At 62.1% G+C, this 14,216-nt stretch carries 11 protein-coding genes; 2 read left to right on the forward strand and 9 right to left on the reverse strand.

Annotated features, from left to right (window positions below):
- Positions 1 to 79 precede the first annotated feature (79 nt).
- From ADU59_RS13895 to ADU59_RS13905, 3 genes are all read right to left on the reverse strand, one after another.
- Positions 80 to 3,253, reverse strand: coding sequence for an efflux RND transporter permease subunit (locus tag ADU59_RS13895; protein ID WP_068954718.1), 3,174 nt, complete (start codon positions 3,251 to 3,253; stop codon positions 80 to 82).
- Positions 3,250 to 4,401: an efflux RND transporter periplasmic adaptor subunit gene (locus ADU59_RS13900; RefSeq protein ID WP_068954719.1), complete on the reverse strand. Its 1,152-nt coding sequence runs from the start codon at positions 4,399 to 4,401 to the stop codon at positions 3,250 to 3,252. The genes ADU59_RS13895 and ADU59_RS13900 overlap by 4 nt, the downstream gene beginning before the upstream one ends.
- 330 nt (positions 4,402 to 4,731) lie before the next feature.
- Complete coding sequence (locus ADU59_RS13905) at positions 4,732 to 5,472, reverse strand: SDR family oxidoreductase (protein WP_068954720.1); 741 nt, start codon at positions 5,470 to 5,472, stop codon at positions 4,732 to 4,734.
- Between the two features lie 121 nt (positions 5,473 to 5,593).
- On the opposite strand from ADU59_RS13905, the gene ADU59_RS13910 reads away from it, so the two are divergent.
- Positions 5,594 to 6,493, forward strand: coding sequence for a LysR family transcriptional regulator (locus tag ADU59_RS13910; RefSeq protein ID WP_068954721.1), 900 nt, complete (start codon positions 5,594 to 5,596; stop codon positions 6,491 to 6,493).
- Positions 6,494 to 6,678: 185 nt separating this feature from the next.
- Complete coding sequence (locus ADU59_RS13915; protein WP_068954722.1) at positions 6,679 to 7,896, forward strand: adenylate/guanylate cyclase domain-containing protein; 1,218 nt, start codon at positions 6,679 to 6,681, stop codon at positions 7,894 to 7,896.
- A gap of 12 nt (positions 7,897 to 7,908) precedes the next feature.
- On the opposite strand, the gene ADU59_RS13920 is transcribed toward ADU59_RS13915, so the two are convergent.
- The 6 genes from ADU59_RS13920 to ADU59_RS13945 form a co-directional block, all read right to left on the reverse strand.
- A complete protein-coding gene (locus ADU59_RS13920) occupies positions 7,909 to 8,979 on the reverse strand; it encodes an ABC transporter ATP-binding protein (protein ID WP_068954723.1) in 1,071 nt (356 codons plus the stop codon).
- 4 nt (positions 8,980 to 8,983) lie between these two features.
- Complete coding sequence (locus ADU59_RS13925) at positions 8,984 to 9,817, reverse strand: carbohydrate ABC transporter permease (RefSeq protein WP_068954724.1); 834 nt, start codon at positions 9,815 to 9,817, stop codon at positions 8,984 to 8,986.
- A 4-nt stretch (positions 9,818 to 9,821) separates the two neighbouring features.
- Positions 9,822 to 10,760 (reverse strand): carbohydrate ABC transporter permease, encoded by a 939-nt coding sequence (locus tag ADU59_RS13930; protein ID WP_068954725.1) that lies wholly within the window; start codon positions 10,758 to 10,760, stop codon positions 9,822 to 9,824.
- A 229-nt stretch (positions 10,761 to 10,989) separates the two neighbouring features.
- Positions 10,990 to 12,249: an ABC transporter substrate-binding protein gene (locus ADU59_RS13935; RefSeq protein WP_068954726.1), complete on the reverse strand. Its 1,260-nt coding sequence runs from the start codon at positions 12,247 to 12,249 to the stop codon at positions 10,990 to 10,992.
- A 43-nt stretch (positions 12,250 to 12,292) separates the two neighbouring features.
- The gene (locus tag ADU59_RS13940; protein ID WP_068954727.1) at positions 12,293 to 13,465 is read right to left on the reverse strand and encodes a PLP-dependent transferase; all 1,173 of its coding nucleotides are present in this window, start codon (positions 13,463 to 13,465) and stop codon (positions 12,293 to 12,295) included.
- Positions 13,462 to 14,181: a FadR/GntR family transcriptional regulator gene (locus ADU59_RS13945; protein WP_068954728.1), complete on the reverse strand. Its 720-nt coding sequence runs from the start codon at positions 14,179 to 14,181 to the stop codon at positions 13,462 to 13,464. Before ADU59_RS13945 ends, ADU59_RS13940 begins: the two co-directional genes overlap by 4 nt.
- Positions 14,182 to 14,216 lie beyond the last annotated feature (35 nt).

Genomic DNA, 14,216 nt, shown 5'->3' on the forward strand with positions numbered 1-14,216 from the left:
CATGGCGCTGATGCGCGGTGGTGCGTGATCCCTGCCCGATCGTCGTTGCCGGGCAGGGGCTGCCCGGCCTTTTGCCGGGTCAGATCATGCCGGCTTCCGGGGCGATGGGCTTCTCCTTCGGCTTGTAGCCGAAGGAGCGGAGGGCGACGTAGAAGACCGGTGTCAGGAACAGGCCGAGGATGGTGACGCCGAGCATGCCGGAGAAGACGGCGGTGCCGAGCGACTGGCGCATTTCAGCACCCGGGCCGGTGGCGATCATCAGCGGCACGACGCCGAGGATGAAGGCGAAGGCGGTCATCAGGATCGGTCGCAGGCGCAGGCGGCTTGCCTCGATTGCGGCATTGACGGGGTTCATTCCGTCATCCTGCGCCTGGCGCGCGAACTCGACGATCAGGATGGCGTTCTTGGCCGCAAGGCCGATGAGGACGATCAGTCCGATCTGGGTCAGGATATTGTTGTCTTGCCCCCTCAGATGCACGCCGATCAGCGCGGCCAGCACGGCCATCGGCACGACGAGAATGATCGCCAGGGGCAGGATCCAGCTTTCATACTGGGCCGACAGCGCCAGGAAGACGAAAATCACCGACAGCGCGAAGATGAAGATCGCCGTGTTGCCGGTGTTGCGCTCCTGGAAGGCGAGGTCGGTCCATTCGAATGAAGTCCCCGGTGGCAGGATCTTTGCCGCCAGTTCTTCCATCTTGTCGAGCGCGGTGCCGGTCGAAACGCCGGGGGCGGGGTTGCCCTGGACCGGAACCGAGACATACATGTTGTAGCGCTGGACGAGCGAAGGGCCGGTAGTGTCGCGGATATCGACCAGCGTGCCGAGCGGCACCAGCGCGCCGGTGGCGGAGCGCACCTTCAGGTCGAGGATATCCTCCCGATCCAGCCGGTACTGTTGGTCGGCCTGCGCCCGCACCTGATAGACGCGGCCGAAGGCATTGAAGTCGTTGACATAGGACGTGCCGAGATTGATCGACAGGGTTTCGAAGATATTGGGAATCGGCACGCTCAGCGCGCGGGCCTTGTCGCGGTCGATCGCCAGGAAATATTGCGGGCTGGAGGCGGAGAAGGTGGTGAAGACGCCGGTCAGGCCTTCCGTCTGGTTGGCGGCGCCCATCATCTGATAGGCAAGGCCGAGCGCGCGGCGCATGTCGGAGCTTTCGCGATCGACGATCTGCATCTTGAAGCCGCCGGAATTGCCGATGCCGCGGATCGATGGCGGCGGCACGGCGATGATGAAGGCTTCCTGGATGCTCTGCATCGTGCCGTAGAGCTGACCGATGATCTGGTTGGCGCTCTGCCCATGCTTCAGCCGCTCCTCGAACGTGTCGAAGGCGGCAAAGACCACGCCGGAATTCGAGGCATTTGTGAAGGTCGCCCCGTTGAAGCCGGAAAAGGCGACGGCATTCTTGACCCCCGGCACCTTGAGGATCATGTCGGACGCGCGCTGGATGACGGCGTCGGTGCGGGCAAGCGAGGCGCCTTCGGGCAGTTGCACGACGACGATCGCATAGCCCTGGTCCATCGTCGGCACGAAACCGCGCGGCACGATCTGCGCCATGTACCAGGTCCCCGCCAGCAATCCGAAAAAGACGATCAGGCTGGCGCCGAGCGCAACCCGCGTCGAGACGAGATGGCGCACCGCCCAGGAATAGCCGTGGGTCATTCGATCGAAGCCGTTGTTGAAGCCGTTGGCAAGGCCCCTGCCGATACGCGTGAACGGATTGCGGGTTTCGTGATGTTCCTGATGCGGGCGCAGGATCAGGGCTGCGAGCGCCGGCGACAGGGTCAGCGAATTCAGCGCCGAGATCGCCGTTGCCACGGAGATGGTGACGGCGAACTGCAGGTAGAACTGCCCGGATATGCCGGGGATGAAGGCCGTCGGCACGAAGACAGCGATCAACACCAGCGAGATGGCGATGACGGCGGTGCCGACCTCGTCCATGGTTACATGCGCCGCCTGCTTGGGCGTCATCCCCTTGGCCAGGTTTCGCTCGACATTCTCGACCACGACGATCGCGTCATCCACCACGATGCCGATCGCCAGCACCAATCCGAACAGGGTCAGCATGTTGAGCGAGAAGCCGAAGGCCAACAGAAGTGCGAAGGTTCCGATCAGCGATACGGGAATGGCGACGATGGGGATCAGCGCCGTGCGCCAGGACTGCAGGAAGACCAGCACCACGATGGCAACCAGAATGGCCGCTTCGAGGATGGTCTTGTAGACCTCGTTGATCGATTCCGCGATGAATTCCGTCGGGTTGTAGACGATCGTATATTCGAGGCCCGGCGGGAAATCCTTCTTCAGGGTTTCCATCGTCGCCTTGATCTGTTCGGCGGCTTCGAGCGCATTGGTTCCCGGCCGTGAGAATATGCCCAAGGCGACGGCGGCCTTACCGTTCAGATAGCTGTTGGTGACGTAATCCTTGGCGCCGAGCTCGATGCGGGCCACGTCCTGCAGCTGGACGAGGCGGCCGCTGGCCGTCGCCTTGACGATGACGTAGCGGAACTGGCGGGCGTCGCTGAACCGGCCTTCCGTGGTGACGGTGTACTGAAACGCATTGTTGCCCGCGTTCGGCGGTCCGCCGATCGAGCCGCCGGAGACCTGGACGTTCTGGTCGCGCAGCGACTGCACGACATCGCCGGATGTCATGCCGTAGGAGGCGAGCTTTTCCGGATCGAGCCAGATGCGCAGCGCATATTCGCGCTCGCCGAACAGGATGACGTCGCCGACGCCGTCAAGGCGGACCAGCTGATCGCGGGCGCGGCTGCGGGCATAATTGGAGACGTAAAGCTGGTCGTAACGGTCGGTCGGCGACAGCAGATGAACGACCATCATCAGATCCGGCGAACTTTTCGCCGTGGTGATGCCGATGCGGCGGACTTCTTCGGGCAGGCGCGGCTCGGCAATCGAGACGCGGTTCTGCACCAGCACCTGCGCCTTGTCGAGATCGGTGCCGAGCTTGAAGGTGACGGTCAGTGCCATCGAGCCGTCGGCAGTCGAATAGGACGACATGTAGAGCATGTCCTCGACGCCGTTGATTTCCTGTTCGAGCGGGGTCGAGACGGTATTGGCGATCGTCTCGGCATCGGCGCCGGGATAGGCGGTGCGGATGACGATGGTCGGTGGTGCGATTTCCGGATACTGGGCGACGGGAAGCTGGAAATAGGCGATGCCGCCGACAATCAGCATGACGATCGACAGGACCGAGGCGAAGATCGGCCTGTCTACGAAGAAATGGGCAAATCTCATTGGCCGTTCTCCGCAGTCGCCGCTTCGGGCGGCAGAACAACGAGCTTGGGATCGACGATGACGCCCGGCCGCAAGCGCGTCAGGCCGTTGACGACAAGGGTTTCATCGCCGGTCAGGCCTTCGCGGATGACGCGGTAGCCGTACAGCCTCGGGCCGATGCGCACCGGCTTCGTCGTGAAGCTGCCGTCGTCGGCAACGACATAGACGACCCGCTGATCCTGATCAGAACCGACAGCTTCGTCGGGCACGAGAATGCCCCTGTAGGGATTGGAGGCACGCACCTCGACGCGGCCGAAAAGGCCCGGCTGCAGCACGAAATCCGGATTGTCGAAACGGGCCCGCACCCGCATGGTGCCGGTTTCCTGATCGACACGGTTTTCGGCGAAATCGAGCTTGCCCTTGAAGGGCTTCGCGGTGCTGTCAGCGATGGTCACGAAGACATCGAGCGATCCGCCGCCCTCCTGCAGATTGCTGCCGTGCTCGCGTGCCTGGCGGGCATAGTTGAGCAGCCGGCGCTCGTCGACATCGAAGTAGAAGTCGATCGGATCGAGCGAGACGATCGTCGTCAGCGCCGTCTGGTCGGCCTGCACGAGGTTGCCGACCGAAATCAAGCGCCGGTCGATGCGGCCGCTCAGCGGCGCGATGATGGTGGTGTATTCCATGTCGAGCGAAGCCCGGGCGAGGCTCGCCTCTGCGCCGCGGACATTGGCTTGCGCCGACAGCAGTTCGCGCCGGCGATCGTCCAGGGTGGAGACCGAAAGCGATCCCTTCTGCACCAGTGATTCCGTGCGGGTAAATTCCGCGTCGGCAAAGGTCAGCGTGGATTTGGCGACTTCCAGGGACGAGGTGGCCACATCCAGCGCGGTCTTGAAGGGGCGCTGGTCGATGACGAAGAGCGGGTCGCCCTTTTTGACGATGGAGCCGTCCTTGAAATTCACCTGGTCGAGATAGCCGCCGACGCGTGAGCGGAGCGTCACTTCATCGACGGCCTCGAAGCGGCCGATGAATTCGTCGCTGTCGACGACATCGCGGACCACCGGCTTGGCCACGGTGACGACAGGCTTTGGTTGCTCCTGCGCGGAAGAAGGGTTTGCCGTCAGAACCGTGGAGAAAAGCAGTATCGCCGGAACCAGCCAGTGTCGTACCATTGTGAGCCCTCTGAAGCGAATGAACATCCCGATCCGCACGGTTGCGCGGGTCAGTTCGTGGAGCGTGCGCGATGGTCGCCTCTTGCCGGACGTCGGTGCTTGCGGGTCGTCGGGGCAGGAGTTCAACCAGGCTGCGGACGGTAAGGAATCTTCAGTTATTTCAATTGGATAGATTCTGAACCTGTCAGTAAGGCCAGTGTTTTGAGCCGCGGCCATGCCAGACAGGCTATGCTTTGTTCAGGCTTAGCTTACATTATTCAGACAATGTGTCACCACGGAAAAGACACGACCCGGCGCGGAATTCGTGTTCCGCCGATGTGGGCGCCGGGTTCAGATCATACCGCCGTTGGCGCACAGCACCTGGCCGTTGATCCACGAGCCGTCGGGGCCGGCGAGGAAGGCGACGGCAGAGGCGATGTCGTCCGGGGTGCCGAGACGTTCCAGCGGGTTCATCGCCGACAGGCGGGCAATCAGGTCGTCGCTCTTGCCGTTGAGGAAGAGGTCGGTGGCCGTCGGACCCGGGGCGACCGCGTTGACGGTGATGGTGCGGCCGCGCAGTTCCTTCGACAGGATGGCGGTCAGCGTTTCGACGGCAGCCTTGGTGGCGGCGTAGACACCGTAATGTTCAAGCTTCAGGCCGACGACGCTGGTCGAGAGACTGACGATGCGGCCACCGTCGCGCAGCCGCCTTGCCGCTTCCCGCAGCGTGTTGAAGGCGCCCTTGAGGTTGATGGCGATCTGGCGGTCGAACAGGGCGTCCGAACTGTCGGCCAGCGGCGAGAGCATCATGATGCCGGCATTGTTGACCAGCACATCGACGCCGCCGAAGGCAGATTCCGCTGCGTCGAACATGCGGCGGACGGCTTCCGGGTCGCTGACATCGGCTTTGGCAGTCAGTGCCCGGCCGCCTTTGTCCTCGATCGTCCGGGCCAGTGCCTCGGCCGGAGCAGCATCGCCGGAATAATTGATGACGACGGTGAAGCCGTCGCTGGCCAGGCGTTCTGCGATGGCGGCACCAATGCCGCGGGATGCGCCGGTGACGATGGCCACCCTGTTGTTGTTGCCGGACATTGTCGTTCTCCTTGGGGATCTGCGCTGCGGCGTGTTTCGATGAGGGGAAGATGCCGCTTTTCACTCGGCGGATAATCGGGCATTCTTCGGCATCACTATTCGAAATTGGCGAACAATCCCGATGGACAGATTTGAGGCGATGCGGGTGTTTTCGCGCGTGGTGGAGCGGCGCAGCTTCACGCTGGCCGCCGAGGACACCGGGCTTCCGCGCTCGACAGTGACCGACGCGGTGAAGCAGCTGGAAGCCCGGCTCGGCGTTCGTCTGCTGCAGCGCACGACCCGGCATGTCAGCCCGACGCTCGACGGCGAGGCTTACTACCGGCGCTGTCTCACCATTCTATCCGATATCGAGGATGCGGAAGGCGCCTTTGCCGGCGCCAAGCCGAAGGGGCTGCTGCGCGTCGATGTGCACGGCAAGCTGGCGCGGCATTTCGTTCTGCCCGGACTGCCGGCTTTCCTGACGGAATATCCGGATATCCAGCTTTACATGAGCGAAGGTGACAGGCTGGTGGACCCGGTCCGCGAGGGGATCGATTGCGTGCTGCGCGTCGGCGATCTGCAGGACAGCGACATGATCGCGCGGCGTGTGGCCCTGCTGGACGAGGTGACCTGCGTCTCGCCCGAATACATCGCCCGCTTCGGCATGCCGCAAAGCCTCGACGATCTGGCCGGCCACCAGATGATCGGTTTCTGGTCGACGGCAACCGGCGGGCTGCTGCCGCTGGAATTCACGGTATCGGGGGCGATCCGCAACATTTCCCTGCCGGCGGTGATTTCGGTCAGTGGCGCCGATACGCTGGTCGCGGCCGCGCGGCTGGGGCTCGGCATCATGCAGGCGCCGCGCTATTCGCTGGAGGACGACCTGAAAAACGGCACGCTCGTCGCCATCCTGCCGGACCATCCACCGACCCGCACGCCGGTATCGCTGCTCTATCCCCGCAGCCGCCAGCTGTCGCCGCGCGTGCGTGTTTTCATCGACTGGCTTTCCCGCGAATTTGTCACACGGCAGGAAGATAAATAGAAAGATCGCTGTTCGAGGCTTGCCTTTCGGCGGTTGCTGTCCCACATCCCCGCCAACTTTACGGTCCGTCTCCGGACGCTCCCGCCGCTCAGCGCGTTGCCGCGACGTTCAATTCCTGAAATCGATTCCGGATCAAGGGGTGATGCGCTAGACGTGTGAATGGCGCAGGAATCAGGAAAATCGACATGAACGCAAACGATATCAGCGAGATTTCTGCCTGGTTGACGACGCAGGGCCTCAAGGGCATCGACGAAATGGATATCGTCAACGGCTTCTGTCAGCGGGCCCGGGCGGCCGGGATGCGGCTCGATCGTGGCCTGGCGCTGATCGATACGCTGCATCCGGTCTATGAAGGGCGTGCGTTCCAGTGGGACAGCAAGGAGCCGGTGAAAACCGCCTTCGAGTATGGGCCGACGAATGAAGGCGTTTCGGCGGAGAACTGGGAGCGCTCGTCCTTCCATCATATGCGTGAAAACAACGGGAATGAAATTCGCCGCCGCCTCGGTTTCGGCGATCCTCTCGATTTCTTCACTTTGGATACGCTACAGGCCTCCGGCCACAAAGACTATATTGCAATGATCCATCGCTTTGCCCAGGACAGTCATATCGGCGATATGGATTGTTTCTATTCGCACTGGACGACCATGGACGAGGACGGCTTTCGCGATGAGGATATCGCGGCGCTTCGGCAGCTGGTGCCGGTGCTGGCGCTGGCGATCAAGGCGGGATCGCTGACGCGCGTCTCGCGCACCATTGCCGAGGTCTATCTGGGTGAAGACGCTGCCAAGCAGGTGCTCGAAGGCCGCATATCGCGCGGCAAGGCGGAGCGGATTTCGGCGGTGCTGTGGTTTTCGGACCTGCAGAACTATACCCGCATCTCCGACAACCTGCCGCCGGACGAGATCATTCCGTTCCTCAACGACTACGCCGACGCGGTCATCTCCTCCATCCATGAGGCCGGCGGCAATGTGCTGAAGCTGATCGGCGACGGCACGCTGGCGATCTTCAAGGCGGAAGAGCGCGAAGATGCCTGCGCCCGGGCGCTTCTGGCCGAGCAGAGTTTGCGGGAAAAACTCAAAGGGCTGAACGAACAGCGCCAGCAGCAGAGCCGTCCGGTGACCGAGGTTTATCTCGGCTTGCATATCGGGGATGTCTTCTATGGCAATATCGGCTCGAGCGACCGGCTGGACTTCACCGTCATCGGCCCGGCCGTCAACGAGGTCAGCCGCATCGCCTCGATGTGCCGCTTCGTCGATCGCAGCGTCATCATGTCGTCGCAGTTCGTCGCGGCCGCACCGCCGCCGCGCAATTCGGAGGTGGTCTCCATCGGCCGCTATGCGCTGCGCGGTGTCAAGCGGGCCCAGGAACTGTTCACGCTGATGCCGCTGGAAAAGGCAGAGTAGCGGCCGATTCCGTCAGACCTTCCGGCCGTCCTCATCGAAGAAATGCAGGTTCGGTATCGGCAATCTGACAGCCACATTCCCCTGCATGCCGAGGAAGCGGCGGTCGAGGGTGAAGGCCTTGAAGGCGACGGGTCCGAGCTTGAGGTGGACGATGATGCCGAAGCCGGTGGGTTCGACGAGATCGACGGCCGCCATCATCACATCCGGCCCTTCGGCGCCGAGAACCACGTGCTCCGGCCGGATCCCGAGCGTGGCGCGGCTGCCGTCTGCGAGATTGGCTGTGCCGTCGAGCGGCAGGACGATGCCGCCGGTGAGCGCGAAACTGGCGGTATCGCCGGTCGCCATGTAGCGTCCCTCGAAGAAGTTCATGCCCGGCGAACCGATGAAGCCGGCGACGAAGAGGTTGGCGGGGTTGTCGTAGAGTTCGAGCGGGCTGCCGACCTGCTGGATGATGCCGCCATGCATGGCAACGATGCGGTCGGCGAGCGTCATCGCCTCGATCTGGTCATGGGTGACGTAGATCGAGGTGGCGCCGAGGTCCTGGTGCAGCTTCTTGATTTCGGCGCGCATCTGTTCGCGCAGGCGGGCGTCGAGATTGGACAGCGGCTCGTCGAACAGGAATGCCTTGGGTTCGCGCACGATGGCGCGGCCCATGGCGACGCGTTGGCGCTGACCGCCGGAAAGCGCCTTCGGACGCCGTTCCATCAGCGGATCGAGACCGAGCTTGTTTGCGGCACCGGCAACCACCGTGGCGATCTTTTCCTTGGCCGTCTTTCTCAAGCGCAGGCTGTAGCTCATGTTCTTCGCCACGCTCATATGCGGATAGAGCGCATAGGACTGGAACACCATGGCGATGTCGCGGTCCTTGGGCGCAAGGTCGTTGACGCGTTTTCCGTCGATGCGGATCTCGCCGTCAGTGACTCCTTCGAGACCGGCGATCATCCGCAGCAATGTCGACTTGCCGCAGCCGGAGGGGCCGACGAGCACGACGAATTCGCCGTCCCTGATCTCAAGGTCGATGCCGTGCAGCACCGGATGAATGCCGTAGGACTTGCGGATGTTGGCGATATCGATGGATGCCATGGGATCAGCCTTTCACGGCGCCGGCCGTCAGGCCCTGCACGAGATAACGTTGGATCAACAGGAAGAACAGGCAGGCCGGGATGAGCGCCATGACACCCGCCGCCATCATCTGTCCGAAGTCGACCGAGAATTTCGACACGAAGGAAAGCAGCCCGACCGGGAAGGTCGCCGCGTCATTGCCGGAGATCAGCATCAGCGAGAACAGCAGTTCGCTCCAGGCCGCCGTGAAGACGAAGCCGAGCGTCGCGGCGATGCCGGGCAGCGTCAGCGGTAGGATGATCTGGCGGAAGGCAACGAACTGTGTGGCGCCGTCGATCATCGCGGCCTCTTCGAGATCCTTCGGAATGCCGTCGAAGAAGGACTGCATCAGGAAGGTGGCGAAGGGAACGTTGAAGGCGGTGTAGACGATGATGAGGCCGGTCAGGCTGTTGGTGAGGCCAAGGGGCGAGAGGATCTTGAAGATCGGCGCCACCAGCATGACCAGCGGAAACATCTGGGTCAGAAGCATCAGCGCCACGATCCAGTATTTGCCGCGGAAACGGAAGCGCGAGAGGGCATAGCCTGCCAGCGAGGCAAGTACCGTCACGATGACAGCGGTCGAGCCGGAGACGATCAGGCTATTCTTGAAAAATACGGGAAAATCACTGTGTTTCAGCACGAACTCGAAATGCTCGAAGCTGGTGCGCGACGGCCACATCTTGATGCCCTCGGAATAGAGCAGCTTGTTGGGCGTCACGGAAACCTTGAGCAGCCAGTAGAGCGGAAACAGCGCGAAGACGACATAGGCGAGGATGGCCAGACGATGTGCGAGGATGGAGACGATGCGTTTTGCGGTCATGATCTCAATCCTTGCTCAGGAGCCACTGCCGCAGCACGACGATCAGCATGGAATAGGTGATCAGGAGTACGAGCAGAACGAGCGCGATGGCCGAGGCATAGCCGAAATCCAGCCGTTTGAAGGCCTGGGTGAAGATGTAGCTGGCAACGATCTGGCTGCGGTCTGCAGGCCCGCCATTGGTCATGACGATGATCAGGTCGGCGAAATTGGAGATCCAGACGGTGCGCAGGAGAACGGTGATGGCGATGGTCGGGGCAAGGAACGGCAGCGTGATGGAGATGAAGCGCTGAACAGGTCCTGCACCATCGATGCTGGCGGCCTCATAGAGATCGCGCGGGATTGCCTGAAGGGCGGCCAAAAGCGTGATGGCGAAAAAGGGAATGCCCCACCAGACATTGGCGATGATCGGTCCCCACATGGCAAGCTGCGGATCGGACAGAATGTTGGTGGGCTCGCTCATCAGCCCGAGCGCGAACAGCCAGTGCGGGATGGGGCCGACGACGGGGTTGAACAGCCAAGCCCAGTTGAGACCGGCCAGAAAGCTCGGCACGGCCCAGGGCAGGAAGACCAGCGCCTGCACGATGGCCCGGCCGTAGAAAGGCTTGTCCAGCAAAAGGGCAAGGATGAGACCGAAGACGAACTGCAGCAGGACGGACCAGCCGGTCCACCAGAGCGTGTTCTTCAGGGCCCGATAGAAATTCTGGTCCTGCGACAGCGCCCTGAAGTGATCAAGACCGATGAAGCCGCCGGAAAAGGGATTGAGCAGCTGGATATCGCGAAAGGCATAGGAAATGCCGAGCACCAGCGGCACCAGCATGACGGTCACGATGAGAATCAGCGCCGGAGCACTGTAAAGATAGGGCGCGGATGCATCGGCAAGTCGCTTTTTCAGCGGCCGCTGGTGCCTGCGCGAGCCGCCATTGCGGGCTGCAAGTGAAGCCATCGTCAAAGTTTTCCGTTTCGCGGTCGTTCGCCAGTCAGTGGATGCCGGAACAGCGCTTCGCAACGCTGTGGCTCGGAAACCCCCCTCTGGCCTGTCGGCCATCTCCCCCACAAGGGGGGAGAAGACCCGTGGCGACCATCTCGGCTCAAGCGTCTGATGGTGCGGCGGGTGGAGCCCCTCCCCCTTGTGGGGAGGGTGTGGGGAGGGTCTTTCCAAACGTAGGTCCGACTTATTTGCTCGCGAGGAACTTCTGCTGAGCCTTGGTCATGTAGTCAGCCCATTGCTTGGCCATCTCTTCCGGCGTGATATCGCCGAGCATGGCTTCCTGGCTGGTCTTGATCGCCATCGAATCCTTGAAGAAGGCGAATTCTTCCAGATAGGTCGGCATCACGGTCGGGATGGCGTCCTTGTCGGCCAGTTCCTCGAACCAGCCCTTGAACTGTTCGCTGGCGTAGAACGGGTCCTTCTCGGCCGCCTTCAGGGCAGGAAGCGCGCCGATCTTCTTGTTCCACTCGATATTGCCTTCCGGGCCCTCAAGCGTTGCGATCAGCTTCCAGGACAGATCCTTGTTGGCGCTGGCCGACATCATCGACCAGCCGGCATAACCGATGGTCGGGAAGGTCTTGCCGGACGGGCCCTTCGGCATGGTGGTGATGCCGTAATCGGCGGCATCCATGCGCTCTGCGATGGCGATCAGCGCGTCCGGATCCTGGTCGAGCATGGCGCAGGTTCCGGTGTAGAAGCCGGCAACGATCTCGTTGAAGCCCCAGTTGACGCTGTCCTTCGGTGCATAGCCCTTCTTGTAGAGGTCGGTCAGCCAGGTGAATCCCTTGACCCAGCCTTCTTCCGAGAACTTCGACGTGCCATCGGCGTTGAAATAGGTGTTGTCGCCCGCCATGGTGGCGCCGAACATCATCCAGCCGTTGAGGCCGCCCGGACCGCCGCGCATGCAGTAGGCATATTTGCCCGGCAGCTTCTTGATCTTTTCGGCTGCGGCAACGAAATCGTCCATCGTCTTCGGCGGGCCTTCGACACCGGCTTCCGCGAAGATCTTCTTGTTGTAGAACATGGCGCGCAGATAGAAGCCGTAGGGCAGCATATAGGCCGTGTCCTTGACATCGCGGCCAAGTTCCAGCGCGCGATCGGTCAGGCCGGCCGTCTGGTCCCAGGTCTTGAGGTAGGGCTCGAGGCTTTCGAGCATGCCGTTATTGGCATAGAGCGACAGCCAGGTGTCGGGCATTTCCATAACGTCGGGAATTTCACCGGCCGAGACCATGGTGGCGAACTTCTGGAAGGCTTCGCCCCAGGGCAGCGAGATGATCTCGACCGTCGTTCCGGGGTTGGCCGCTTCGAACTTGGCGACGATCGATTTCAGGGTTTCGGTGCGTTCCGGGCTGGTGATCACTTCCACCAGCTTCAGCTTGGTATCGGCAAGCGCAGAGCCTGCCATCAGAGAGGCGAAGATCGCCGCGGTTATCAGTTTCCTCATTTTACTTCCCCTTTTTTTGTTCAGGTGATTGCTTGCTGTCGTGTCAGCCTGCTGAAGCGGCAGCGATTGCCGCTTCGATATCGCTCCAGAGGGCCTCCGTTCCCTCCAGGCCGACATGGAGCCTTACTGACCGCGGACTGATGCCGAAGGCGACCGCGGAATTGGGTTGTGCTTTTTGCGCAAGGACGACGTCGCCCGGCACGATCAGGCTTTCGTGCCCGCCCCAGCTCACGCCCAGCTTGAACAGCGTGAGGTGATCCGAGAAGGTGCGGACGTCGATGCCTTCCTTGAAGATGAACGAGAACAGGCCGGACGTGCCCGTAAGGCCCGGCGCCAGCTGATTGGCAAGGCCGGGATAGCAGACGGTCTCGACCGCCGCGTGCGCCTGCAGCCGCTTGGCGATGACCACAGTCGATTGCTCGTGTGCTTTCATGCGGATCGGCAGCGTGCGCATGCCACGGATCAAAAGCCAGGCATCGAAGGGCGACAGCTTGCCGCCGAGATAGGGATAGGCCTCGCCACGAATGCGGCCGATCAGTTCCCTGGAGCCGGCAACGACGCCTGCGACGACGTCGCTGTGGCCACCGAGATATTTCGAGGCCGAGTGGATGACCAGATCGACGCCGAGCGCGATCGGCTGCTGGAAGATCGGGCTCGCCCAGCTGTTGTCGATGGTGGTGAGGACGCCGTGGCTTTTGGCAAGCGCTGCCAGCGCTGCGACATCATGGGTTTCCATGACCCAGCTTGTCGGGCTTTCCAGATAGAGGAGTTTCGCACCGGGCAGGGCTTTTGCGACCTCTTCTTCATCGCGGCCATCGACATAGGTCACTTCGATATTCATGCGCTTGAAGAACGTGCCGAACAGGCGGAAGGCATCCGGGTAGAGATGCTTGACGGCGACGATGTGGTCGCCCGGCTGGACGAAGGACAGAACGGTTGAGGAGATGGCCGACATGCCGCTGGCAAAGCCGATCGCGTCTTCGGTGCCCTCGAGTTTCGCCAGCATCTCCTCGAACATGCGCACGGTCGGATTGAGGCCGCGCGTATAGATCGGCCGGATCTTTTCGCCGCGATAGGAGGCGATCATGTCGTCATAGTCGGTGAAGGTGAACAGCGACGTCTGCACGATCGGCGGCACGACGGCGTCATAGGCATTGCTCATGTCGTGGGCGACGATGAGGGAGGCATCTTCGAACGGATCGAACCCGTTGCTCATTTGGACATTTCCTTGATGTCTTCCTCGACGATAGCGAGGATTTTCAGTGTTTCGGTACGGGCCGCTTCGGGGTCTTGCGCGGCAATGGCGTTGAAAAGGGTGCGGTGGAACGGGAAGGACCGGCGCGCGAAATCCGGCCGGTCGAAGGGCTTGTCCCAGAAGCGTTCGAAGGCTTCGCGCATCTGCTCGAGAAGCTGCTTGAACAGCGGATTGTGGGTGGCGTCATAGATGGCGAGGTGGAAGGCGAGGTCTTCCGGGCCGGATGTGCCCTTGGAGAGGTGCACCCGCTCCATTTCATCAAGTTTTTCCTCGATCACCGTCAGATCTTGCGCCGTCCGCATCCGTGCCGCCACCATGCCGGCCTCGGCCTCGATGCCGCGGCGAACCTCCAGCGTCTTCAAAAGCACGTCGCGCAGATGGGTGGTTTCCAGCGACAGCGGCATGTGGATGGTCGTGCCCGAAATCGCCCGCAGCAGATAGGTGCCGCTGCCCTTGCGCGCCTCGACGACGCCCAGCGCCTGAAAATGGCGGATGACTTCGCGGATGGTCGAGCGGCCGACGGCAAGCGCCGCCATCAGCTCGCGTTCGGCCGGAAGCCGGTCGCCGGGCACGAGATTGGAACGCTGGATATAGTCGGCCAAGGCAGCCGTCACCTGCTGGGCCCGGTCCGCCGGGGGCAGGGGCATGAGGGCCGCTCTTGCATCCGTATGCTTCATCGTCCGCTTCCCGGCTAAGGTCAAAATTGGTCTGA

Source organism: Pararhizobium polonicum (assembly GCF_001687365.1).
Classification (GTDB): Bacteria; Pseudomonadota; Alphaproteobacteria; order Rhizobiales; family Rhizobiaceae; genus Pararhizobium; species Pararhizobium polonicum.

What these genes read in the sequence shown, in the direction of transcription:
- ADU59_RS13895 (WP_068954718.1), bottom strand. Translation starts at nt 3,253, where the DNA reads ATGAGATTTGCCCATTTCTTCGTAGACAGGCCGATCTTCGCCTCGGTC.
- ADU59_RS13900 (WP_068954719.1), bottom strand. Translation starts at nt 4,401, where the DNA reads ATGGTACGACACTGGCTGGTTCCGGCGATACTGCTTTTCTCCACGGTT.
- ADU59_RS13905 (WP_068954720.1), bottom strand. Translation starts at nt 5,472, where the DNA reads ATGTCCGGCAACAACAACAGGGTGGCCATCGTCACCGGCGCATCCCGC.
- ADU59_RS13910 (WP_068954721.1), top strand. Translation starts at nt 5,594, where the DNA reads ATGGACAGATTTGAGGCGATGCGGGTGTTTTCGCGCGTGGTGGAGCGG.
- ADU59_RS13915 (WP_068954722.1), top strand. Translation starts at nt 6,679, where the DNA reads ATGAACGCAAACGATATCAGCGAGATTTCTGCCTGGTTGACGACGCAG.
- ADU59_RS13920 (WP_068954723.1), bottom strand. Translation starts at nt 8,979, where the DNA reads ATGGCATCCATCGATATCGCCAACATCCGCAAGTCCTACGGCATTCAT.
- ADU59_RS13925 (WP_068954724.1), bottom strand. Translation starts at nt 9,817, where the DNA reads ATGACCGCAAAACGCATCGTCTCCATCCTCGCACATCGTCTGGCCATC.
- ADU59_RS13930 (WP_068954725.1), bottom strand. Translation starts at nt 10,760, where the DNA reads ATGGCTTCACTTGCAGCCCGCAATGGCGGCTCGCGCAGGCACCAGCGG.
- ADU59_RS13935 (WP_068954726.1), bottom strand. Translation starts at nt 12,249, where the DNA reads ATGAGGAAACTGATAACCGCGGCGATCTTCGCCTCTCTGATGGCAGGC.
- ADU59_RS13940 (WP_068954727.1), bottom strand. Translation starts at nt 13,465, where the DNA reads ATGAGCAACGGGTTCGATCCGTTCGAAGATGCCTCCCTCATCGTCGCC.
- ADU59_RS13945 (WP_068954728.1), bottom strand. Translation starts at nt 14,181, where the DNA reads ATGAAGCATACGGATGCAAGAGCGGCCCTCATGCCCCTGCCCCCGGCG.